This window comes from Rhodococcus sp. PAMC28707, assembly GCF_004795915.1.
In the GTDB taxonomy this organism is placed as follows: Bacteria; Actinomycetota; Actinomycetes; order Mycobacteriales; family Mycobacteriaceae; genus Rhodococcoides.
Genome location: NZ_CP039253.1, coordinates 2,285,277 through 2,307,765, shown reverse-complemented (window position 1 = coordinate 2,307,765; position 22,489 = coordinate 2,285,277). Strand labels below are relative to the sequence as shown.

Genomic DNA, 22,489 nt, shown 5'->3' with positions numbered 1-22,489 from the left:
ATGGTCGGTGTCAGATCGTGATTGCCACTTCGAAAAGGGAGCGTCAATGGCTGAGAAAACGGGACGAACTCTTCGAAAACCCGCGCAGAGTATCAAAGAACGTCGCGCCGAGAAGCGTGAAAAGAGCAGGGAATCAACGGAATTGCTGACCAAGCGTAAGCGCTGAAACAGCGGATGAAGCCGGTCGCGTCGAATTTCTATTCATTTTGAGTTGAATAAGTAAATTCCGACCGCACACCCGAAATCACGTCATCGGCGTCGGTGCCATGTATTCCCGACGCCGATGACGGTGGTGCCGCCGTGCAGGAAATTAGATCTGCCCCAAAAGATCGATTGTCAGCGCAACCAGCAGAAGAACTTTGACTACCTCGAGCGCGATGTAGACGAAGTGAATCTTCGAGCGCGGCCCATCGTCTCCTGCGAGTACCCGATTCGACCTCTTGGTCAGCGGTGGGCGAACCACGGCGACCTGAACGACAAGGATCGTCGAAACGAGCACGAGTAGCAGCCAACCATCGGTGTCCGCGTAGAGCCACGCGACCGACAGGACGACGGCGAGTACCACTTCGACGATATTGAGCGCCGCGAACACTTTGCGGCCGATACCGAGACCGATCGCCAATGTCACCCCTGGTGCCTTGAACTTGATCGGTGCTTCGACGAACGAAATCGCGATCACCATACCCAGCCAAAATATGGGCACCACCAGTTGAATATCGCGCGCGAGACCCACCGACGCCCCCTGTTCACCCTCGCCCTTCACCTGCGAAGGTACCGGTCACGGACCTACTTCAGGACGATATTGACCATCCGGCCCGGGATGACGATGACCTTGGTCGGAGCTTTGCCCTCGAGGATCGCGAGAATCTTCTCGTCCGCGAGGGCGGTCTTCTCGACGTCGGAGTTGGTGGAATCGGCGGGCACGCTGATGCGGCTACGTACCTTGCCGTTGACCTGGATCGGATAGTCGACGGTGTCGGCGACGAGCCACTTCTTCTCCACCCGCGGGAACGGACCGTGCGCGAGAGAGCGATCGTGCCCGAGCTGCTTCCACAGCTCCTCGGACAAGTGCGGTGCCATCGGGGCGAGCATCAGTACCAGAGGTTCGACCACTCCTCGTGGTGCGCCGGCCGGGTACGCCTTGGTCAGGTGATTGGTCAGCTCGATGAGCTTCGCCCCGGCCGTATTGTCGCGCAGCGCAATGTAATCGGCCTCCACGCCCTCGATCACCCGGTTGAGGACGCGCAAGGTGTCCTCGCTCGGCTTCTCGTCGGTGACGCGGACAGCACCGGTTTCCTCGTCGAGGACCAGTCGCCAGACGCGCTGCAGGAATCGCTGCGCGCCGACGACGTCCTTCGTCGCCCATGGTCGTGAAGTATCCAACGGTCCCATCGACATCTCGTAGACACGCAGGGTGTCGGCGCCGTATTCGGCGAAGATGTCGTCGGGGGAGACGGAGTTCTTCAGGCTCTTACCCATCTTCCCGTACTCACGGTTGACGGGTTCGCCCTGGTAGAACCAGCCGCCGTCGCGCTCTTCCACATCTTCGGCGGGCACGTAGACTCCGCGCGCGTCGGTGAATGCGTATGCCTGGATGTAGCCCTGGTTGAACAGGCGGCGATACGGCTCGCTCGAACTGACATGGCCGAGATCGAAAAGGACCTTGTGCCAGAAGCGCGAATACAGGAGATGCAGCACGGCATGCTCGACGCCACCGACGTAGAGATCCACCCCGCCCGGATCGTTGGGTCCGTGGATCTCGGGACGCGGTCCTACCCAGTACTTTTCGTTCTCGGGGTCGGCGAAGGTCTCGGAGTTCGTCGGATCGATGTACCGGAGCTGGTACCACGAGCTTCCTGCCCACTGCGGCATGACGTTGGTGTCGCGACTGTAGGTCTGCAGGCCGTCACCCAGATCGAGTTCGACCTCGACCCAATCGGTGGCCTTCGCCAGCGGCGGCGACGGTTCGGAGTCGGCGTCGTTCGGATCGAACGAGACGGGGGCGTAGTCCTCGACCTCCGGAAGCTCCACCGGCAGAGCGGATTCCGGTAGAGCGTGCGCATTGCCGCTAGAGTCGTAGACGATCGGGAACGGCTCGCCCCAGTAACGCTGGCGAGCGAAGAGCCAGTCACGCAGCTTGTACTGAATAGTGCCGCGGCCCTTGCCTTCTTCTTCCAGACGGGCGATCACCGTGGTCTTGGCCTCGTCGACGGGGAGGCCGTCGAGGTACTCGGAGTTCACCAGCGGACCCTCGCCGGTGTACGCAGCTTCGGTGACGTCCCCACCCGAAATGACCTCACGAATCGGCAGGCCGAACGCGGTGGCGAAATCCCAGTCCCGCTGATCGTGACCGGGAACGGCCATGATTGCGCCGGTGCCGTACCCGGTGAGCACGTAGTCGGCGATGAATACCGGAACGTGCTGACCGTCAACAGGGTTGACCGCGTAAGAGCCGGTGAACACACCGGTCTTCTGCTTGTTCTCCTGGCGCTCCAGGTCGGACTTCGCCGCGATGGCGGCACGATACGACGCGACTGCCTCGGCCGGGGTGCCGGCGCCGCCGGTCCACGAGGCCGGGAGGTCGGCGGGCCACTGCGCGGCGGTCAGACCGTCGACCAGCTCGTGTTCAGGCGCTAGCACCACATAACTGGCACCGAAAAGCGTGTCCGGACGCGTTGTGAATACCTCCACGTCGCCGGCCGGCGTGCCGAATGCCACCTGGGCGCCGCGTGAACGTCCGATCCAGTTGCGCTGCATCGTCTTGACCTTCTCGGGCCAATCCAGGTACTCGAGGTCGTCGATCAGTCGATCCGAGTACGCGGTGATGCGCATCATCCACTGGCGCAAGTTCTTACGGAAGACAGGGAAGTTACCCCGGTCACTTCGGCCGTCGGCGGTGACCTCTTCGTTGGCCAGCACCGTACCGAGACCCGGGCACCAGTTGACCATCGAGTTGGACTCGTAGACCAGACGGTACGAATCGAGAACGCCTGCGCGTTCGGTTGCCGACAGCGAGGACCAGTCTCGACCGTCGTCCATCGAGCGTGAACCGTCGGCGAACGACGCTTCGAGCTCCGAAATCGGACGCGCCTTCGCCTGATCGACGTCGTACCAGGCGTTGAAAATCTGAAGGAAGATCCACTGCGTCCAATGGTAGAAGTCGACGTCGGTCGTCGCGAGCGAGCGGCGACGGTCGTGTCCGAGTCCCAGCCGCCGAAGTTGACGTCGCATGTTCGCGATGTTGGCTTCGGTGGTCGACCGCGGATGCGTGCCGGTCTGCACCGCGTACTGCTCGGCAGGCAACCCGAAGGCGTCGTACCCGAGGGCGTGCAGAACGTTGCGTCCGTGCATCCGATGGAACCGGGCGAATACATCCGTGGCGATGTAGCCGAGTGGGTGACCGACGTGCAGACCACTGCCCGATGGGTACGGGAACATGTCCTGGACGAAAAGCTTGTCTTTCGGTACGTCACCGGCGAGCTCGCCGACCGGGTTCGGGGCGTCGAAGATGCCCTGCTCATCCCACAAGTCTTGCCACTGCTCCTCGATACGCCCGGCCACATCCGCGGTGTAGCGGTACTCGGGTGCGGTCTCGGAGGGCGTATCAACTGGATCGGTCACACCCGCCAGCCTAAGGCGTGAGCTGGGCCGACTGGTACTTCGGCCTCGTGGAGACGTATCGTGGCCACTGTGCTCATCGTGTCCGTAGTGATGTTCGTGCTCGCTCTCGTGGTCGGCGCAGTCGCCACCGCCAGTCTTCTGGGCCGGTTGCCGCGCAACCGCTGGGCCGGTGTGCGAACCCCCGAGTCGATGCGCGACGACGAGACTTTCGTCATGGCCAACCGTGTCGCCGGCCCGACCAACGCCGCAGCAGCGCTTCTCTTGCTCATCGGCGGCGCTGCCGGTCTGCTGCTCAGTGGCGCGTTTTCCGTCGTCGCCGTTGTCGCGTGCGTGCTCGCAGCACTCGTCGTAGCAGGTATCGGTGGTTCCATCGGAGCGCGGGCCGCTGCCGCTGCGCCCGTCCCGGTCGCCGACGACGGCTGCGGGCATTCGTGCATCTCATGCACTTTGAAAGACGCGTGCCAACCGAGCTGAGCGCGAGATGACTTCGCGAACGCAGGACGGGCAAACAGACAAAGTGCGGACATTCGATCCCGCCGGAGTCGTCTTCGGAGTGGTGGTCCCGATCCTCGCCGCCGGGCTCGGCGTCGCGGCGGCCTACCTATGGAAGTCGCGGCTCCCACAGCAGATCGCGACGCACTGGAGCGGGACCGAGCCAGACGGGTTCACCAGCCCCACCACCAGCGCCTGGACCCTCGCCATCGTCATAGTGCTGGTCGGCGGCGGATGTAGCGCCGTCGCAGCACTGGCCCACGCGCTCCTGATCATGCGACGCACGATGCTGATGATCGGCTCGACGGTCGTCGGACTCATCACAGTTCTGCAGCTGGCAATTCTGTCCGGGCAGCTCGATGTCAGCACAGTCGAGGATGCCGAGGTGCCGAGTTGGGCATTGGGCCTGGGCACCCTGGTCGGGTTCGCGGTGGGAATTCTGGGAGCCTCGCTCCTACGCGATTACCGTGAACGCACACCTGCGACTTCACCGCCCCCCGCCAGCCTTCCGAGAGCCGAGTTCGACGGTCCGATCTTTCAACGCCTCGGCGCAGGCCGGGTCGCCGTGATCGTCCTGTTCGTCATTCTCGCCGCAGCCGCCGCATTCACCTGCTGGGTATCGAACTCCTGGTGGCCGATTGCGATATTCGTGCCCGTCTCGATACTTCCGTTGTCTCTGATGCGGTACCAGTTGGTCGTGGACGAGTCAGGGATCGGAGTGCGGAGTCTCGGCATGGCCGCCTTCGACTACTCGATCGACGAAGTGACCGGAGCGTCGATTCGCGAAGTCGATCCGTTCGGTGACTTCGGCGGATGGGGTCTACGCGTCAAGGGTCGAGGCAACTACGCCGTCGCGGTCCGGAAGGGACCCGCCGCGTTCATCACCTTCGCCAACGGCCAGCGGCTGACCATCACGAGCGACCGTGCCGAAGAGATCGTCGGAGTTCTCAACACGCTCGCCTCGCGGCGCTGATCGCCGAAGCAGACCGAAAGCCAGTTTTGTCGGCTAATCTCGAACTGGTTGGGTTAGGGATGGAGGCCGGAACGAACGACACGACACCGCCTTTCAGCGGTCGACAGTCGGAGACGAGTCGACCGACCAGCCACCGCCGGCCGGCCCTACACAGCGCCCGGGCCGCACTGATCGATTGGTACACCCAGCCGTTCGATTACGAGTGGACGAGCAGGCACAGATCCATACGTGGCCTCCACCAGCCGCTGCAATACGTCTTCGGCTCGGCAACAACTCTCTACGCAGTCGCCTCTGTTCTGATGCTGTTCAGTTCGCGTGGCCCACACGGATTCGGCGCGCAAGCGTGGATCTCGATTGTGCTGCTCATGCAGGTAGCCGTCGCACTACGCTGGTTTTTCGGTCCTCTGCCCGTCAAGCGGGACTTCATCGCGTATGCCATCTTCGGTGATGCCGGAACCGCCTCGGTGCTGATGCTCTACTCACCGTTCGGTGCGCTCGTCGGAAGCAGTCTCTTCGCGCTGACCGGTGGCCTGTGCATCTTCTTCGTCAGCCAGAAATGGATGCTGGCTCATCTGGCACTGTGCTGCAGCTTCATCGCAGCCATGACGGTGCGCAACCTCCTGGCCGCCGACGAGGATACCCCCACCGTCCTCGCTACCGCATTGGTAATTCTTGCAGCCACGGCAGTGGTGCCGCTCCTCGCTCACATCGCATGGACTGCCATCAGCCGTGATGCTCGACGCTCACTGCTCGACCCCTTGACCAACCTGCTCAACCGTCGCGGGCTCGACGATGCGGCCGAAGACCTATGGCACCGAGGTCATGAGCGCAACTTCAGCCTGACAGTCCTCGTGATCGATATCGATCGATTCAAAGTCGTCAACGACTACTACGGACATGACAGCGGTGACGCCGTGATCGTCCGCGTCGCCGACCGACTGTCACTGCTGTTTCAGGAAAACGGAGTCGTAGCGCGAACCGGTGGCGAAGAGTTCGTCACCGTCTTCGCCGCACCGGATGCGGAGGTGCATCAGCTCATCGAAGACGTAGTGAACACTTTGTACAATTCCAGCGACCCCATCCCCATCACCGTCAGCGTCGGAGCGTGCATCCTCGCCTCGCCCTCGAGCCTGTGGGTCGACGGCCCCTCCGTCATCGACAAGGCCGGCCGGATCGCGGACTCGATGATGTACCGGGCCAAACTCGACGGTGGAAACAGAAGCTCGACGACCAAACTCTGACTCCCAGCCTCGACGTCGCTTGACACCCTGAACGCGTCGCTTGTCTTGGATTGTCCGCAGCGCCGCGCTGTGTTCGCGACATCGCCCGGGTAGAGATAGTGCGGAATCGCGGTAGAGCGACAGACACGCTGACGCAGGGTCAATCACTATTCGATAGTCAAAGCCGCTGCTTTGTGAGGCTTGTAGCGATTCGGTCGAGGTGGACCCGATCCTTCTCGCTCAGCACCGAGAACGTGTCGGCTTCGACTTGATCGAGGATTCGGTCACTTTCAGCAAGAACTTCTCGACCGAGATCTGTAATTGTGACGATTTGACGCCGTCTGTCCTTCGGATCACGTTCGCGGACGACTTGTCCAGCGGTTTGTAGCCCGTCTAGGTAAGCGACTATGTCTCCTTGGTCGACGACAACGCGCTCCGCGAGTTCTTTCTGATGGCACGACCCGAGTTCCTCGAGTGTGCTCAAGATTGCGTGCTGGTTAGGCAGAAGTCCTACTCCGGCGAGGGCTTCTGCATATATCTGCCTGATCCGCAGAGCAGCACGAATGAACACAAACCCTGGCCGTCGTGACAGACGGGGAGATTGCTCTGGCGTACTCATCACCCAATTATAGGTTGCCCTAATATTTGATGTAGCCAACGATAGCGAAATGTTGGTTGGTATCAATGGCCGACCGGCCGACACATCACTGGTGCAGATCCCGATTGCGGCCCGCGAGTGGGTGTTCATGATTGCCACGGGTCACCCGTCGGGGCCGGCTGTCGAGCGCTTCAGACAGAACTAGCCAGGTCGTATCTCGGACGAGTCGATGCAGATACATGGCATTGCCAATGATTGGGTCACACGTGTAGCTTCGGTCAGGTCGGCATGGAGGTTGGCGAAAGAACCTTTCGATCAACCCGCCCGATCGTCCCACCCAAAAAGGAGAGCATGATGATTCAAGAACTGTCGTACATCGGTATTGGCTCGCCGCGCGCCGAAGAATGGCGAAACTACGGCACCCAAGTCCTCGGGGCGATGCTTGCCCAAGACGGGCCCGACGGAGCTGTCCGTCTGGCCATCGACGATGTCAACTATCGCATTGCCGTCCATCCAGCATGTGAGGACGAATTCCTCTATGCCGGTTGGGGTGTCGCCAACGAGACCGATCTCCACACCTTCGTGGCACATCTCCGATCCCAGGGTGTGACAGTGCACTGGGGTGATCAGCAGTTGTTACGTGAACGCGAGGTCGCGGAACTGGCGTGGTTCGAGGATCCGTGGGGGACCCGCCACGAACTGAGCTGGGGAAAAGCAGCGACGCCACTATCCTTCTCGACTGGGCGCACCATGAGGGGCGGATTCGTCACGGGCGACCAGGGACTCGGCCACATCGTCTTCCAGGTCCCCAACATCGAGAAGGCCAACAAGTTCTATGTCGACATCCTCGGATTTCGTCTGTCCGACCGCATTACTACGAAGCACTTCAATGTGCGCTTCTACCACATCAACGGGCGTCACCACTCCCTTGCTTTGTCCGAATACCCTGGCCACGTGGGCTTCAATCACCTCATGCTCGAGGTCGAGCACATGGACGATCTCGGTCGGCTGATCGACTTGCTGGACAGTCATGATGTTGACATCATGCAATCCCTCGGTCGCCACACCAATGACCTGATGACGTCCGTCTACATCGGCAGTCCCTCCGGCTTGCAAATCGAATACGGCTACGGAGGACTCACTGTCGACGATCTCAGCTGGGTTGCACGAACGTATACCCGCCCTAGCTACTGGGGTCACAAACACTCCGAGATCGCGAAGACCCAGCTGCCTGGAATCATCAAACCGCTGGCTGAGTCCATCGTGTGATGCCCTGGGCAACTAGGAAGGGTTCGAATCCTCGCGTTCGGCAGCGCCATAGCGCTTCCTATGCCCAGTGCCGTCGACAGTGCGGTCGTCGGCAGCTCGATCGCCCGAGATGACGTTGCGAGCGGCGGCGTCGATGCGTCCCCGCTGGTCGTTGTATTACCGATACACACCAACGGGGATGTCCATCTCGATGTCTCATCTATTTTGAATATCATTGCGCAACTGAGGGTTTGATTCTCATTCGGTCCGTTATGCGCTCATCAGCGGCAAATCGTACTCAGTTACGCGTGACGTCGATCGGGTGTGAGGCCAGCATCGCCAACGGCATCGGCTGACGGCGTAGGACGTGAGCCCACAGATCCTGCCGCGGAGCTCCGATGACGTCGGATGCCAGGGCCGAGACGACAATCCAGTCGTCTCGCTCGAGTTCGCCCGCCAACTGGCCTAATGTCCAACCCGAATATCCCGCAAAGATTCGGACGCCCTCGACGAGGGATTCGATCTCTGCCGGATCGGAATCGAGATCGACCATCACTACCCGCCCGTCGACGCGTCGAATCCCGGGGACACCGTCGATGGCGACGCCGGTTCGGACCGTGGCCAAACATAGGGCCGAATCGCGCTTGACCGGTCCGCCGACGTACAGCGTCTTCGGTCGAGCTGCCAAATCCGTCCACTGCGGCAGAACATTTTGTACCGCAGTCTCACTCGGCCTGTTGATGACCACACCCAAGCTACCGGCGTCATTGTGTTCGATCACGTACACCACGGTTCGACGAAACGTGGGCTCGACCAGTTCGATCGAAGACACCAACAAGCTCCCCGGGCGCACCGCCTGATCGACCGATGCCATCTGGTCTTCGGGTTCTTCTGCATGCGACGCCATGGAGTCATTGTGGCACCGCCGACCACCCGTTGTAACGCATGGCATGCCACGCGTTTTCGGGCGCTACGTCAGGCCGGCAAGCTCGACCAAGAGTGCAAGCTGATGCTCGAACAGCTGGTCGCGGGCACTGAAAGTCGACGATCCGTACTGTTCGAAGACGTCGAAACTCACGGCACCGAACAGCGACGCCCACACCAGCACTCCTCGGGCCAGCGCTTCGTCGGACATATTCGTGCCCATTTCGTTACGAACCTCGGCAAAATTTTGGTGCAATCCAGACAGCGACACCGTGGTCGGCCGTTCGACCAACCTGCCGGCACGCCAGGCCGCGTCGAAAATTTCGACGAGCTTGGCGATGACCCGGGTGCCGGGACCGGTCGTGTGCTCTGCAGGCGCGTGATATCCGGGCACCGGACTTCCGAACAGCAAGGCATATCCGGCAGGCTCGCGCAGACCCCATGCGCGCACGGTCCGCCCGAGTACCAAAAACTTCTCCATCGGCGAGTCCAGTGCATCCACGGCCTCGTCCACCTCGTCACCGAGCTCGGTATACGCGTCGACGACGAGGAGGGTGAGCAGCTCATCGCGACTCTTGACGTAGCGATACACCGCCGAGGACACGACACCCAGGTCCCGCGCGACTGCTCGTAGTGACAGTGCCGCAGCCCCATCGACGGCGAGGTGTTCACGGCCGATGCGAGTGATGTCGGCCAGCGTCCGAGCGCGCGCTCGTTCGCGGGGAGTGGTCGTCATGCACCCGATACTAGAGCGCTGAACGTTTCAGAGAGCACTGCTCTTGATTTTCGGTTCGAGCAGGTGCACACTCAAAAACAGAGAGCAGCGCTCACACTTTGAGGGAGAGAGTTACCGTGAACCAACTACATGTCGTCACCGGAGCCGGACCCGTCGGATGGACCGTCGCGCAACAGCTTGCCGCCCAGGGACATTCGGTGCGCATTCTCACTCGTTCCGGATCCGGACCCGAGCACACCTCGATCGAACGACGCCAGGTCGACATCACGACCGGAGACCTCCACGACGCATTCCGCGGCGCCACCGCCATCTACCACTGCACACACGTCGCCTACAGCGACAAAACTTGGCGCGCCCAACTACCCGACATGGAACGACGCGTCCTCGACGCGGCCGCCGGTACTGTCGTCGTCTTCCCGGAAAGCCTCTACTCCTACGGCAAGATCGACGGACCGATACGAGAGGACCTGCCGCGCAACGCAACCTACCGCAAGCTCGGAGTCCGAACCGAACTACTCGCCGCCCGTGACGCCCACTCGACACCGACGATCAGCGTCGCGGCCTCCGACTTCTACGGTCCACGGGTACGCACCGCACACATGGGCGAACGCGTTGTCCCGAACATCCTGAACCACAGAAGTATTCGAGTTCTCGCCAACGCCGACATTCCGCATTCCTTCACTTTCGTGCCGGACTTCGCCGCGGCAATGCTCGCGGCCGTCGCAGACCCCGCACTGTGGAACACATTCCTTCATGCTCCCACCGCACCCGCGGTCTCCCAGCGAGAGATGATCGAACTCCTCTCCCGCGCGGCCGGAGTCGACACACCTCGGGTCGGCACACTGCCGGCCTGGCTGATCCGCACTCTCGGCGTCGTCCCCGGGCAGATCCGCGAACTCGGTGACACGCTCTACCAATTCCAATACCCCTACCCCCTCGACAGCACCCGAAGCGAAGCGCTCCTCGGCCTCCATCCCACGCCACTCGAAGAAGGGGCAGCGAGCACTCTCGCGTGGTGGAAGTCGAGCCATGTAGCCACGGCGTCCTGACGATGCTCGGCTGAAGCACGCCCTTCACTGGGGCTAATATGCGGCAAGTGAGCGAAGAAACATTGCGGATGCGGCTGCGCACGTCGCCCGGCGTCGGCAAGCTCACCGCGATTCGCTTTGCCGGTCAGTTCGGGGACGGACTGTTCCAGGCCGCGCTCAGCGGAGCGATCCTGTTCAACCCGGAACGCGAATCCAATCCAGTGGCCATTGCCGCAGGATTCGCCGTCCTGCTGGTTCCGTATTCGGTCATCGGTCCCTTCGCGGGCGCGATGCTCGACCGATGGGATCGGCGCGCGGTGTTGCTGTGGGCCAACGTCCTACGCATGATCCTCATCGCGACCACCTCGCTTCTCTTGTGCACAGGTGGTGGCGAGACACCGCTGCTCTTGCTGGCGCTCACCACAGTCGGATTGAGCAGATTCGTACTCGCCGGAGTATCTGCGTCCCTGCCCCACGTGGTCCGCACCTCGTGGCTGGTTCCGATGAATTCACTGCTCGCGACCATCGGATCGGGATTCGCCGCTGCCGGAGCAGGCACTGCCGTCGGAATCATCGGCTTCTTAGGGGCCGGAGACTTCGGATCCGGCATCGCCGTCGGCGCAGCGGCAGTCGGGTCCATCGTCGGGACGATTGCCGCCGCTCGGTTCGCACCGCAGTCACTCGGGCCCGCCAAGGTTGCCGAACCGACCGAGCACGCCGCGCTACGGGCAATCACCGATATTGCCGCAGGCCTGGGATCCGGTGCAGCCGCAGTGTGGCGATCTCCGACAGTCACAGCGGCACTGGCAGGTATCGGTGCGCACCGCATCGTATTCGGTGCCGACACCCTGATCATGGTGCTCATTTTGCGCGAGAAAGGCTCGAGTTCTCTCCCCGGCGGCCTCGCCGGCTTCGGAATCGCCGTGGGCGCAACAGCAGCTGGAATGCTCCTGGCAGCTGTCCTGACACCGTTCGTCCTTCCACGATTCGGTCGAGTGCGGTCCATTGTCGGGGCGTTGATCCTCGCCGCAGTCGTCCAGGCAACGTTTATTGCGACCATGACCCAGACGAGCTTGCTCCTCGGCGCCTTCCTACTCGGCGTAGCCGGACAAACCGTCAAGCTCACCGGCGATGCGTCGATGCAAACCGACATCGACGACGACCATCGCGGACGCGTCTTCGCCCTGCAGGACACCGTCTTCAACATCGCCTTCGTCGTCTCGCTCGCAGCTGCCGCCGTCGCGGTGGGCGCCGGATCCACCGACCTGGCCGGAGAGGCGTCGGCACACGCCGTCGTCTATGCCGGGGTAGTGGTCTACGTGCTGGGCCTGCTCGCCGTCACCCTCAACAACCGTCGTGCTCGCCGCTTGTCGCAGTGATACCTTTCTCCAGGACCGTACGGTCTGTTCGTTTCTCTCCGGCCTTAAGGACGAAGATGCGTGCCCGATCGATCGTCGTGGGATGCGCGCTCGCACTCGCACTCGTATCGAGCAGCGTGCTGGCAGCACCGGCGAACGCGGCCCCGCCCGCCCCGGTCAACCAATGCGGAGAGACCGGCTTCGATCCCAAGGACTATCCACCGGAGTCGGTCGATCCCAACGCTCCGCCCGTGCTGCCGCCCGTACAGTCGGTGCCGGACAAGTTCGTCATCCCGGTGCCGTATCCCTCCGTCGAACTGGTCCCGGTGCCCGATCCCGAACCCGACAACACCCGAGTCGACGCGGACCCGCTGCCCGATCCGTGCATGGACCCGTGCCCCGATCTCACCGACACCACCGAAGAACCCGTCGACGCGACCGGATCTGCTCACCTCCCGTTCCCACGCATCGAGATCGATCCGCAACCGGAAACCATCCCCATTCCCATCCCCGGCCCGCTCGCAGCACCGCAGCTACCCGCACCGCCCGCCGTTGTAAATCCAGCCGAGGCGGGCCCGACATCTCCAGCCCCGAAACAGCCGCTGGTGGGCAATGTATCGGTGATCTCGCAGATGACTGGCCAAGGTTCGATCAACAGAACAGACAAGCGCTGGCAGGTCGAGGGCACCGACCTCGGCATCATGTGGGAATCGAAGCCAGGCGAGGTGGCCGTGGCCTTCGGTGACTCCTTCGGCAAGAGCTGGGAGTACGGAGTCGTCGGCGGTGACGACTGGCGCAGCAACGTCCTCAGCCACAGCACCGACACCGACCTGTCCGACGGCCTGACCCTCGACAGTATGGTGCAGGATTCCCGTTGCCACGCAGCCGAATTGCTCGACAGTCGCAAGATCAAGAACTGGGAGACGACGGTCATTCCGACGTCCGGATTCGCCGTCGGGGATCGGCAGTACATGTCGTATATGTCCATCCGGCGCTGGAGCGTCGTCCCGGGTATGTGGTGGACCAACTACGGCGGTATCGCCTACTCCGACGACAACGGCTCTACCTGGGTCAAGGATCCACATGCCCAGTGGGACAACATGTTCGGCTTCTCCAAGTTCCAGGTGTCCACCATGGTTCCCGCCGGAGACTTCGTCTACATGTTCGGTACCGTCAACGGCCGGATCGGCACGGTCGGCTTGGCCCGAGTACCGAAGGACGACGTCCTCAACAAGACCGCCTACCAATACTGGGTCGACGGTACCTGGGCGCCGGTGGACTCCAACGAGGCAACCCCAATCGCCGACGGCATCTCCGCCGAACTATCGGTCCGCTTCCACGACGGCCTGTGGCAGATGACCTACCTCGATCCGATTGCCGGCAATATCGTTCTCCGCGAAGCGGATTCACCGCAGGGAGAGTGGACCGCGCCGTCGACTCTGGTTCGGACTGCGGAGTACCCGAAAGCCTACGGTGGATTCATGCATCCGTGGTCGAAGGACGGAGAGCTGTATTTCGCAATATCGGAATGGGACAGCTACAACGTGTACTTGATGAAGGCCGACCTCAACTGACCGATTGCGTCTTCCACCACTCGAGTAGCGCGGCCTCGGCCTGCTCACGGGGGAGTGGTCCGTGATCGAGCCGCAATTCCTTGAGGAACTTCCAGGCCTTCCCGACGTCCGGTCCAGCCTCGATACCGAGCAAGTTCATGATGGCGTTGCCGTCGAGATCCGGGCGCACTCTGGCCAGATCCTCCAGTTCGGCGAGACGCGCGATCCGCTCCTCCAGATCGTCGTACGTTGCCTGCAACGCCGCCGCTCGACGCTTGTTCCTGGTGGTGCTGTCGGCGCGAACGAGCTTGTGCAGCTGAGGAAGTAGCTCTCCCGCGTCCGTGACATAACGGCGGACCGCGGAATCGGTCCACTGTCCCTTACCGTAGCCGTGGAACCGAAGATGCAGAAATACCAACTGCGAGACGTCGTCGATCATTCTCTTCGAGTACTTCAGCGCTCGCATGCGTTTGCGCACCATCTTCGACCCGACGACCTCGTGGTGGTGGAAGCTGACACCACCGGCCGGCTCGTGCTTTCGCGTGTCCGGCTTACCGATGTCGTGAAGTAGTGCAGCCCAACGTAATACCAGGTCGGGGTCACCGTCCTCGAGGTCGATGGCCTGCTGCAACACCGTCAACGAATGCCAGTACACATCTTTGTGCTGGTGGTGCTCGTCGATCTCGAGCTTCATAGCCGGCACCTCCGGCAACACGTACGCCGCGAGACCCGTCTCGCACATCACGTCGATACCGTCGATGGGGTACTCGCCGAGCAGCAACTTGTCGAGCTCCGCCTGGACGCGTTCAGCGGTGATCCGTTCGATCTGACCCGCCATGTTCGAAATGGCCTTGTGCACGCGCGGCATCAGCGTGAAGCCGAGCTGCGAGACGAACCGCGCCCCGCGCAACATCCGCAACGGGTCGTCGTTGAACGACTTCTCAGGAGTGGACGGCGTATCGAGAAGCCCCTCGAGCACTGCGTCCATCCCACCGAGCGGATCGACGAACTCCTGCAATCCGTCCGAGCCGAGCCGAACCGCCATGGCATTGACGGTGAAATCGCGTCGGATCAGGTCTTCCTCGAGGCTGGTGCCGTACTGAACCTGGGGGTTACGCGAGACCTGGTCGTACGAGTCGGTACGGAAGGTGGTGATCTCGATGAGCTGATCGTCCTTCGCAGCACTGATCGTGCCGAACGCAATGCCGGTGTCCCATTGATTGTCGGCCCAACCGGATAACAACTGCTGCACCGCCTCGGGGCGCGCGTCGGTGGTGAAGTCCAAATCGCCCGACAACCGGCCGAGGACCGCGTCTCGGACACTGCCACCGACCAAGTACAGCTCGTGCCCGTGAGCCGCGAAGCGATCGGCAAGCGGACTCAGCACACCGGACAACTCTCCGAGGGTCGACGCGGCCGCCGCCATCAGCCTTTCCCGCCGGTCGTCGCTCGCGTCGGAGTGTCGGGGTGTTGGAGACTGTTCGGCCACGTTTATAGAGCCTAGGCGAGAGGTCGTGATCATGAGTACGCCCGTCTCGGTGCGGGAGGAGAGATCGCCTCATCTTTCCAACTAGTATGGATTGGGTGTCTGCTGGCGAACGTGCGAACCGGAGCCGCCGCAACCCGCGGCGGCGAAACGCACGCGTCGACAGCGACAAGCCCAAACTCCGCACAGTGCGGGAAACTTCTGCCGGTGGCCTGGTCGTGGACGGTCTCGACGGCCCACCCGAAAAACGCTGCGCCGCTCTCATCGGACGCACCGATCGCCGAGGTCGGCTGCTGTGGTCGCTCCCGAAGGGCCATATCGAACAGGGCGAGACAGCCGAGCAGACCGCTATGCGTGAAGTTGCCGAAGAAACCGGAATCCGGGGTTCGGTCCTGGCGACGCTGGGAAGTATCGACTACTGGTTCGTCACCGAAGGTCGCCGCGTCCACAAGACCGTCCACCACTACCTACTCCGTTTCCTCGGCGGCGAACTCTCCGACGAAGACATCGAGGTCACCGAGGTAGCCTGGGTCCCGCTCAGCGAACTCCAGTCGCGGCTCGCGTATGCCGACGAACGAAAATTGGCCGCCATCGCCGATCGGCTGATCGAGGACATGCATCGACCCGACTCGCAGACACCCAGCCCTCCCAAGACACCTGGCGCTACCGCCGCCGGCAAGGAGTGATCGTGCGGCGTACCAGGGTCACTGCGGCGGCATTGACCGCATTCCTGCTTGTCCTCGCGCCGGCCGCTGCCCTGACGCCGGCGACCGCGATCGCGCAGGAGCCGTGGAACAGCGACCCGTCGACGTCGGCGGATCTCACCTACCAATCGGAGGACAGCGACCTCCCCGAGACTCGCCGGGGCACTCAGTTCCTTCAGCTCTCCATCGACACCGTCGCACCCGCCACCGTCACCACCACCAGTGAACCGTTCGTGACCGTGCGCGCCACCGTCACCAACACCGGCGACCGACGCGTCGACGACATCAGCGTCCGAATGCAGGGCGCTGATGCCGTCGACCGGCCCGAGAAGCTTCGTACGTCGCTGACCCTCGAACAGGAGCAGTTCGGGGCGGTCGGTGAGTTCCAGGACGTCGCACAGAGCCTCGAGCGGGGTGCAAGCACCCAATTCGTGGTGTCGTTACCGCTGCGAAGCACTCAGGGGCCGTCGCTGGGCATCGATACACCAGGGGTCTACCCACTTCTTCTCAACGTCAACGGCACACCCGAGTACGGCGGCACCGCGAGACTCGACGACGCCCGCTTCCTGCTGCCCGTAGCCGGAGTCCCGCGTGACCCGACCGCGTCAGACCCGACGGCCCCCGACGCCGTCGCGGTCCCACCGAGCACATCGAGCCCGATAGCAACGACAGTGATGTGGCCGCTGGCGGACAAGCCCCGACTCGCTGCCGGGATACCAGGATCGCTCGAGGACAAGGTCAGACTCGTCGACGACGAGCTCGCCGAAGAACTCGCGACGGGTGGTCGGCTGGACAAGCTACTTGCAGCCGTCGAGTACGCCACGAGCGACCAACTCGATCCGGAGAACCGCCTCGCCGACAGCATGTGCCTGGCCATCGATCCCGACCTCCTGGTCACCGTCGCCAATATGGCTCGGGGCTATCTGGTGGTCGACGATCCGGCCGATCCACGTGGCGCGGCCCGCGACGGGACCGGAAGAGACGCTGCCGCGACTTGGCTTTCCCGGCTCGAGCCACTGGCCGATTCGATGTGCGTCACCACCGTTCCGTTCGCACAGGTCGATCTCGACGCACTCGGCAATGTCGGCGACGCATCACTGGTATCGAGTGCGCTCGACTCTCCGTCGACCATCGTCGACTCGATCCTCGGAGTGACATCGGTCCCCGACGTCGTCTGGAATTCTTCCGGCCAGCTCGGCGCCCGCGCCGCGGCAACGGTACGTTCCGTCGGGCCGCGAACTGCCCTGGTCGCCGACAACAGCGTGGCCCCCGCAGCGGCAGGCGGAGTTGCGCTGGTCACCGGCGGAAGTAGCGTCGACGGCGAGTTGAAGGCCGCCGTATTCGACGCAGCCACCGCCACCGCACTGGCAGCTGTCGGCTCCGAGCCGTCGACCCCTGACTTCACTCCGGAAGATCAACGTTTCGACCTCGAGGAGGACTCGAGAACCGCCCGTCTGCAGGACGCCGTCGGAGCCGTCGTCTACCACGCTCTCACTCCGCCGAACGGCACCCCACGGAACTTGACGATTGCACCACCGCAGAACTGGAGCGCCGACGGTGACGAGCCCGCCGCGATTCTGTCGTCGATCTCCTCGATGCTGCGCTCCGGGCTCGCTTCACCGCGTCCGTTCACCGAACTACTGGCCGAGCCACCTACCGGGATGCCCGTCGAAGCCAGAACGGTGCAGCAGGCCGGCAGGGACACCAACACCGAGGATCGTGTCCGCGTCCAGAGTGGCCGGATCGAATCTTTGGCCGGATCCCTGATCGACGACCCTCAACTGCCGTTGACACCCCGGCTGTACACGGCGCCGCTGAAAGAGGACCTGCTGCGCACGCTCACCTCAGCAGGTAAGGACACCGACCCCGCCGATGCAGCCGAGATGGCGAATATCCGAACAAGCAGTTCCGAGGAAGGCGTCGACGCACTGTTCGACGCGGTGACGGTCCTCGCCCCAGGCGGGGTCTACACGTTGGCGTCGGAGCAGAGTCCCCTGCTTCTGGTCGCACAGAACGATCTGCCGGTAGGCATCAACGTGCGGTTGGATGTCGATGCGCCTCCCGAGATGCGCATCACCGACGTCGGCGCTACCGCGCTTCCACCTCGCGGTAGCCGTACGATCACCGTTCCGGCAGAGGTAGACGACAGCCGCAACCTGTCCGTCGACTTTTCGCTGACCACCCTCGACGGGCAGCAATTGGGCGAAGCGTCGACGGTGTCCGTACGGTCGAATGCGTACGGACAAGCGCTGGCCATCATTACCGTCTGCGCAGGTGTTCTTTTGCTACTGCTTGCCGGACGCCGACTGTGGCACAGGTTCAGGGATCAACCAGACCCGGCCGACGAAGGGTACGAACGACCATGACCGGGAACATCCCGTACGAGGGGGACGTCCCACGCACGCGGCTGCCCGCAGCGCAGGTCTTCCGACGAACGCTGGAGCCGTCTGCGGCACCCTGGGAACGCGAGCCTGCTCCCCGTGATCCGTACCGGGAGATGCGGAGCTATCCAGCGCCGCCGTCCCCGGATGGTGGCCCTGCCCCGGACAATTCCGTCACGCAGTTGATTCCTCGGTTCCGCGACGAGGACTACCCACCTGTCGTAGAGCCGGCGCGCACTCCCGGTCCGGCCGAGCCGTCGGCCCCCAAAAAGCAACAGAGTTCCCTGCTGGCCGCGACGGGGTCCATCGCGATCGCCACGCTCGTCAGCCGCATCACCGGGTTCTTCAAGCAGATCGTCATGCTGGGGATTCTCGGCGGCGCGATCGCGAGTTCGTTCACCTCGGCGACGATCCTCCCGAACATGATCTCCGAACTGGTTCTCGGTGCCGTGCTCAGCGCCATCGTCGTTCCGGTCCTGGTCCGCGCAGAGATGGAGGATGCCGACGGCGGAGCGTCGTTCGTTCGACGGCTTTTCACCATCGCATTCTCGATGCTGGCTATCGTCGCGCTGATCGCCACCATCAGTGCCCCCCTGCTCAGCCGCATGTTGATCGACGAAAATGCCAAGGTCAGCAGTGATCTGACTACCGCGCTGTCGTACCTGCTGTTGCCCGCCATCCTGTTCTACGGACTCTCGGGCCTGCTGACCGCCATCCTGAACACCCGCCAAAATTTCCGACCCGGCGCATGGGCGCCGGTCTGGAACAACCTGGTAGTGCTGGGGATCTTCTCCCTCTACTTCTTCGTGCCGGGCGAGATCTCCCTCGATCCGGTGCAGATCAGTGACCCACACGTCCTCATCCTCGGGCTCGGTGTCACCGCCGGTGTGATCACGCAGGTCGTAGCGCTGATCCCGGCACTACGTCGAGAAAAGGTCGACCTTCGACCGCTGTGGGGAATCGACGCCCGGCTCAAGACCTTCGGCGGTATGGCTGCCGCGATCATCCTCTACGTCGTCATCAGCCAGGCGGGGCTCGTTTTCGCCACCAGGATTTCCGCCGGAGCAGACGCCGCAGGCCCGGCGATCTACTCCCAGGCCTGGATCCTGCTTCAACTTCCGTACGGCATCCTCGGCGTCACCGTTCTTACCGCCATCATGCCGCGGCTCAGTCGTAACGCAGCCGACGGAGACACTCCGGCCGTCGTGGACGACCTGTCGGTGGCTACCCGGTTGACACTGGTCGCGTTGGTGCCGATCGTAGTGTTCTTGACCTTCGCCGGTCCGTGGGTCGGCGAGGCACTGTTCGGCTTCGGGAACTTCGCCGACGATGCGAGTCGGCTCGGCGAAGCCGTCAGCTGGTCGGCGTTCACGCTGATCCCGTATGCCCTCGTCCTGATACATCTGCGCGTGTTCTACGCCAGGGAACAGGCATGGACTCCTACCTGGATCATCCTCGGAATCACGGGCGTGAAGATCGCGCTGTCGGCCTTGGCGCCGATGCTGGCCAGCAACGACGAGCAGGTGGTGCTGATCCTCGGCGTCGCCAACGGACTCGGATTCGTGGTCGGTGCATGCATCGGTGGCTTCCTGCTCCATCGCAGTCTCGGCAACCTGCGAATGATCAATATCGGCAAAACCATCTGGATGGTCCTGCTCGCATCGGCCGCAGGTGGCACCGCCATGCTGGCCATTGACCGGATCGCCGATCTCGGCAACGTCACCGACGCACTGGGAGCCGTCGGTGCAATGCTCCGAGTTGGCATCTGCGCCGTTCTGATGCTGTCGATAACCTTCGGGATCCTCTGGTTCGGCCGGATTCCCGAGGTTCTGGCAGTGACCGTCGCCGTCAGCAAACTGGTTCGACGTTTCCGTGGGAAGTCGATCGAGACCCCCGATCCGACGCGAACGGCCGACCTCGATGCGACCGAACACACAGCGGTCGTCGGCTCGGGGCGTGCATGGGAGAATTCTCCCCAACCACTCCCGTACGCTGGACCGCGGCAGACCGGGACCCCGTACACCTCGGGTCAGCCGGCGGCACCAGAGCCGCTGCGACATGCAACGGGACGATATGTAGGGCAACTCGGGGCAGAGACGCGTGAAGGAGTGAGAGTGACCGACGACGATATGGCTGGGGGGCCGGCCGAGTCCGCAGTGAACGGCACCCAGCGAAATGCCGGCGGTGTCGAGGTGGACGATCGCGCCAAAAACGCGTCGGGCAAGCTCGAACCATCCAAGGCCACCACGCCTACCAAGATGCCCTCACCGTTCAAGAAGTCGTCACCGACCGAGGAAGCGGAACCTTCCACAGAAGTCGAAGCAACCGAAGCCACGACGTCGGAAGCGTCTGCAGAGAAGAAGATCGAACCGGCCAAGGCCGACTCCGAGGAAACCTCGACGGTCGGCAAGGTCGATTCCGACGCCAAGAACACCACCGCCGCGGTGAAGTCGAGCCGTGGCGTCGCCCACGACACCGCTCCCGCTCCAGTCGGATCACCAGCGTTGCCACCCGTCGGACCGGGTTCCGAACCTGCACGGTCTCTGCGCGGCCCCAAGCTCATCCCAGGTGCGTCTGTTGCAGGCGGTCGCTACCGTCTGCTCACCCCGCACGGTGGATCACGTGGCCTCAAGTTCTGGCAGGCCCACGACGTCAAGTTGGATCGCGAAGTAGCGTTGACGTTCGTCGACGCCGACCAGCAAGCTTCCTCTCTCTCACCCGACCGTCCCGAGGGACCCCAGGCAATACTGTCCCGCACCCTAAGACTGGGGAGGATCAACTCCCCAGGTCTTGCGCGCGTTCTCGACGTCGTCCGGGGCAGCTCCGGCGGCATCGTCGTCGCCGAATGGACCCCGGGCCGATCGCTACGTGAAATGGCCGACACCGTTCCATCGCCGACCGGCGCGGCCCGGGCCATCAAGGCCCTCGCTGCCGCCGCCGAAGCAGCACATCGAAGCGGCGGAGCACTGTCGATCGACCATCCGGACCGCGTCCGGATCAGCACCAGCGGAAACGCAGTTCTCGCATTCCCGGCGACGTTGGCCGATGCAGACCCAGGTTCCGATGTTCGCGGTCTCGGCGCGATGCTGTACGCCCTGATCACTGCGCGTTGGCCTCTCGCCGACGCTATCGGAAAGACTCCCGGTTCGGATTCGGATTCATCGCCACGGGCGGTAGGCGGCATGCGTCCTGCGGACCGTGACGAGAGCGGCAATGCCATCGAGCCGCGTCGTATCCGACCCGACGTGCCCTTCGAGATCTCGGCAGTCGCCGTCCGTGCACTCGAGCAGAACAGTGGGATTCGTACGGCTGCGACCGTCCAGCACGTGCTGGATCAGGCTGCAGTCATCAACGACAAGACCGATCTGATGCCTGCACTGCGCCTCGGTCAGCGTGCACCGGGTGCCTCCGGCCACTCGCTGGCCGACCCCGCGGAAATAGCCGCTCAACAACTGCGGTCGAAGCGCACCAACATCGCGCTTGTCGTATTGGGCGCATTGACCGTCATCGTCCTCGGTTTCGCGGGTTACTGGCTCTTCACATTCCTCGCAGGTGACAGCTCCGACGAGCCGCTGACGCAGCAGGACTTCGGCCTCACCACCAGCGCGACCGCCCCTGCCAACCCTGGTGCCGAAGACGTAGCGCCGCCGGCGGCAGCTGCTCCGACGGCGATCGACTCGGTCGAGGTGTTCTCACCTCAGGGCAGTGCCGACAACGCCGGTTCAGCAGGCAATGCCATCGACGGCAACCCCAGCTCCACGTGGACCACGGACGCGTACTTCCAGCCCTTCCCATCACTCAAGGAAGGCGTAGGACTACTCGCGACCCTGCCGTCTTCGCAGGTCCTCACCAGTGCCTTCGTCAACTCGCCCTCTCCGGGTACCGTTGTCGAAATCCGTTCCGCCCCAAGCGATTCTGCAAGCCTCAGCGACACCACCGTCATCGGGCAGGCGACGCTCGGGAACGGCGTCACCGACATTCCACTGACCGTTTCCGAGCCCACGACGCATGTTCTGCTGTGGATCACCGGACTCGGGAACGACGATGGCCGCAACCAATCGACGATCGCGGATTTCGGCTTCACCGCGCAGCCCTGACGACTACTCCTGATTCACCCGCCGCCGACCTGCGAACACCTCGGTTCGGGGGACGTTTCGTACTCGACGG

Annotated in this window: 16 protein-coding genes; 10 read left to right on the top strand and 6 right to left on the bottom strand. The window is 63.0% G+C overall.

Features of this window, described 5'->3' with window-relative positions:
* Positions 1-310: 310 nt before the first annotated feature.
* Both E5720_RS10410 and leuS read right to left on the bottom strand, forming a co-directional pair.
* Positions 311-682 (bottom strand): hypothetical protein, encoded by a 372-nt coding sequence (locus tag E5720_RS10410; RefSeq protein WP_136172577.1) that lies wholly within the window; start codon positions 680-682, stop codon positions 311-313.
* 104 nt (positions 683-786) lie between these two features.
* Positions 787-3,621, bottom strand: coding sequence for a leucine--tRNA ligase (gene leuS / locus E5720_RS10405; RefSeq protein WP_136170604.1), 2,835 nt, complete (start codon positions 3,619-3,621; stop codon positions 787-789).
* A 69-nt stretch (positions 3,622-3,690) separates the two neighbouring features.
* On the opposite strand from leuS, the gene E5720_RS10400 reads away from it, so the two are divergent.
* From E5720_RS10400 to E5720_RS10390, 3 genes are all read left to right on the top strand, one after another.
* Positions 3,691-4,095 carry an SdpI family protein gene (locus tag E5720_RS10400; protein WP_136172576.1) on the top strand — a complete coding sequence of 135 codons (405 nt, stop codon included), beginning with the start codon at positions 3,691-3,693 and terminating at the stop codon, positions 4,093-4,095.
* Positions 4,096-4,102: 7 nt separating this feature from the next.
* Positions 4,103-5,086 carry a DUF1648 domain-containing protein gene (locus E5720_RS10395; RefSeq protein ID WP_136170603.1) on the top strand — a complete coding sequence of 328 codons (984 nt, stop codon included), beginning with the start codon at positions 4,103-4,105 and terminating at the stop codon, positions 5,084-5,086.
* 299 nt (positions 5,087-5,385) lie between these two features.
* Positions 5,386-6,327: a GGDEF domain-containing protein gene (locus tag E5720_RS10390; RefSeq protein ID WP_247596258.1), complete on the top strand. Its 942-nt coding sequence runs from the start codon at positions 5,386-5,388 to the stop codon at positions 6,325-6,327.
* 157 nt (positions 6,328-6,484) lie between these two features.
* Here E5720_RS10390 and E5720_RS10385 read toward each other — a convergent pair whose 3' ends face one another.
* The gene (locus E5720_RS10385) at positions 6,485-6,925 is read right to left on the bottom strand and encodes a MarR family winged helix-turn-helix transcriptional regulator (protein ID WP_168708327.1); all 441 of its coding nucleotides are present in this window, start codon (positions 6,923-6,925) and stop codon (positions 6,485-6,487) included.
* 330 nt (positions 6,926-7,255) lie between these two features.
* Here E5720_RS10385 and E5720_RS10380 point away from each other — a divergent pair, with 330 nt between their 5' ends.
* Positions 7,256-8,173 (top strand): VOC family protein, encoded by a 918-nt coding sequence (locus E5720_RS10380; protein ID WP_247596257.1) that lies wholly within the window; start codon positions 7,256-7,258, stop codon positions 8,171-8,173.
* 277 nt (positions 8,174-8,450) lie between these two features.
* Here the strand turns inward: E5720_RS10380 and E5720_RS10375 are convergent, their stop codons facing one another.
* The gene (locus tag E5720_RS10375) at positions 8,451-9,059 is read right to left on the bottom strand and encodes a YqgE/AlgH family protein (RefSeq protein ID WP_136170600.1); all 609 of its coding nucleotides are present in this window, start codon (positions 9,057-9,059) and stop codon (positions 8,451-8,453) included.
* A gap of 63 nt (positions 9,060-9,122) precedes the next feature.
* Positions 9,123-9,812 (bottom strand): TetR/AcrR family transcriptional regulator, encoded by a 690-nt coding sequence (locus E5720_RS10370; protein WP_136170599.1) that lies wholly within the window; start codon positions 9,810-9,812, stop codon positions 9,123-9,125.
* A gap of 116 nt (positions 9,813-9,928) precedes the next feature.
* On the opposite strand from E5720_RS10370, the gene E5720_RS10365 reads away from it, so the two are divergent.
* The 3 genes from E5720_RS10365 to E5720_RS10355 all read left to right on the top strand — a co-directional run bounded on the left by E5720_RS10365 (position 9,929) and on the right by E5720_RS10355 (position 13,772).
* Complete coding sequence (locus E5720_RS10365; protein ID WP_136170598.1) at positions 9,929-10,861, top strand: NAD-dependent epimerase/dehydratase family protein; 933 nt, start codon at positions 9,929-9,931, stop codon at positions 10,859-10,861.
* A gap of 68 nt (positions 10,862-10,929) precedes the next feature.
* Positions 10,930-12,219, top strand: a complete 1,290-nt coding sequence (locus E5720_RS10360; RefSeq protein ID WP_247596310.1) for an MFS transporter — start codon at positions 10,930-10,932, stop codon at positions 12,217-12,219.
* 56 nt (positions 12,220-12,275) lie between these two features.
* Positions 12,276-13,772 carry a DUF4185 domain-containing protein gene (locus E5720_RS10355; protein WP_136170596.1) on the top strand — a complete coding sequence of 499 codons (1,497 nt, stop codon included), beginning with the start codon at positions 12,276-12,278 and terminating at the stop codon, positions 13,770-13,772.
* Here the strand turns inward: E5720_RS10355 and E5720_RS10350 are convergent.
* Entirely contained in the window at positions 13,765-15,177 is a 1,413-nt protein-coding gene (locus E5720_RS10350) for a CCA tRNA nucleotidyltransferase (protein WP_247596309.1), read from the bottom strand. The two genes, E5720_RS10355 and E5720_RS10350, sit on opposite strands and share 8 nt — an antisense overlap.
* A gap of 149 nt (positions 15,178-15,326) precedes the next feature.
* Here E5720_RS10350 and E5720_RS10345 point away from each other — a divergent pair, with 149 nt between their 5' ends.
* Genes E5720_RS10345 through E5720_RS10335 form a run of 3 tightly spaced genes read left to right on the top strand, consistent with a single transcriptional unit; the run spans position 15,327 to position 22,419 of the window.
* The gene (locus E5720_RS10345) at positions 15,327-15,923 is read left to right on the top strand and encodes an NUDIX hydrolase (RefSeq protein ID WP_136170594.1); all 597 of its coding nucleotides are present in this window, start codon (positions 15,327-15,329) and stop codon (positions 15,921-15,923) included.
* A gap of 2 nt (positions 15,924-15,925) precedes the next feature.
* On the top strand, positions 15,926-18,307 hold the full coding sequence (locus tag E5720_RS10340; protein ID WP_136170593.1) for a DUF6049 family protein: 2,382 nt from the start codon (positions 15,926-15,928) through the stop codon (positions 18,305-18,307).
* Positions 18,304-22,419 carry a murein biosynthesis integral membrane protein MurJ gene (locus tag E5720_RS10335; protein ID WP_136170592.1) on the top strand — a complete coding sequence of 1,372 codons (4,116 nt, stop codon included), beginning with the start codon at positions 18,304-18,306 and terminating at the stop codon, positions 22,417-22,419. The genes E5720_RS10340 and E5720_RS10335 overlap by 4 nt, the downstream gene beginning before the upstream one ends.
* Positions 22,420-22,489 lie beyond the last annotated feature (70 nt).

What these genes read in the sequence shown, in the direction of transcription:
- E5720_RS10410 (WP_136172577.1), bottom strand. Translation starts at nt 682, where the DNA reads ATGGTGATCGCGATTTCGTTCGTCGAAGCACCGATCAAGTTCAAGGCA.
- E5720_RS10395 (WP_136170603.1), top strand. Translation starts at nt 4,103, where the DNA reads ATGACTTCGCGAACGCAGGACGGGCAAACAGACAAAGTGCGGACATTC.
- E5720_RS10390 (WP_247596258.1), top strand. Translation starts at nt 5,386, where the DNA reads ATGCTGTTCAGTTCGCGTGGCCCACACGGATTCGGCGCGCAAGCGTGG.
- E5720_RS10385 (WP_168708327.1), bottom strand. Translation starts at nt 6,925, where the DNA reads ATGAGTACGCCAGAGCAATCTCCCCGTCTGTCACGACGGCCAGGGTTT.
- E5720_RS10380 (WP_247596257.1), top strand. Translation starts at nt 7,256, where the DNA reads ATGATGATTCAAGAACTGTCGTACATCGGTATTGGCTCGCCGCGCGCC.
- E5720_RS10375 (WP_136170600.1), bottom strand. Translation starts at nt 9,059, where the DNA reads ATGGCGTCGCATGCAGAAGAACCCGAAGACCAGATGGCATCGGTCGAT.
- E5720_RS10370 (WP_136170599.1), bottom strand. Translation starts at nt 9,812, where the DNA reads ATGACGACCACTCCCCGCGAACGAGCGCGCGCTCGGACGCTGGCCGAC.
- E5720_RS10360 (WP_247596310.1), top strand. Translation starts at nt 10,930, where the DNA reads ATGCGGCTGCGCACGTCGCCCGGCGTCGGCAAGCTCACCGCGATTCGC.
- E5720_RS10355 (WP_136170596.1), top strand. Translation starts at nt 12,276, where the DNA reads ATGCGTGCCCGATCGATCGTCGTGGGATGCGCGCTCGCACTCGCACTC.
- E5720_RS10350 (WP_247596309.1), bottom strand. Translation starts at nt 15,177, where the DNA reads ATGGCGGCGGCCGCGTCGACCCTCGGAGAGTTGTCCGGTGTGCTGAGT.
- E5720_RS10345 (WP_136170594.1), top strand. Translation starts at nt 15,327, where the DNA reads ATGGATTGGGTGTCTGCTGGCGAACGTGCGAACCGGAGCCGCCGCAAC.
- E5720_RS10335 (WP_136170592.1), top strand. Translation starts at nt 18,304, where the DNA reads ATGACCGGGAACATCCCGTACGAGGGGGACGTCCCACGCACGCGGCTG.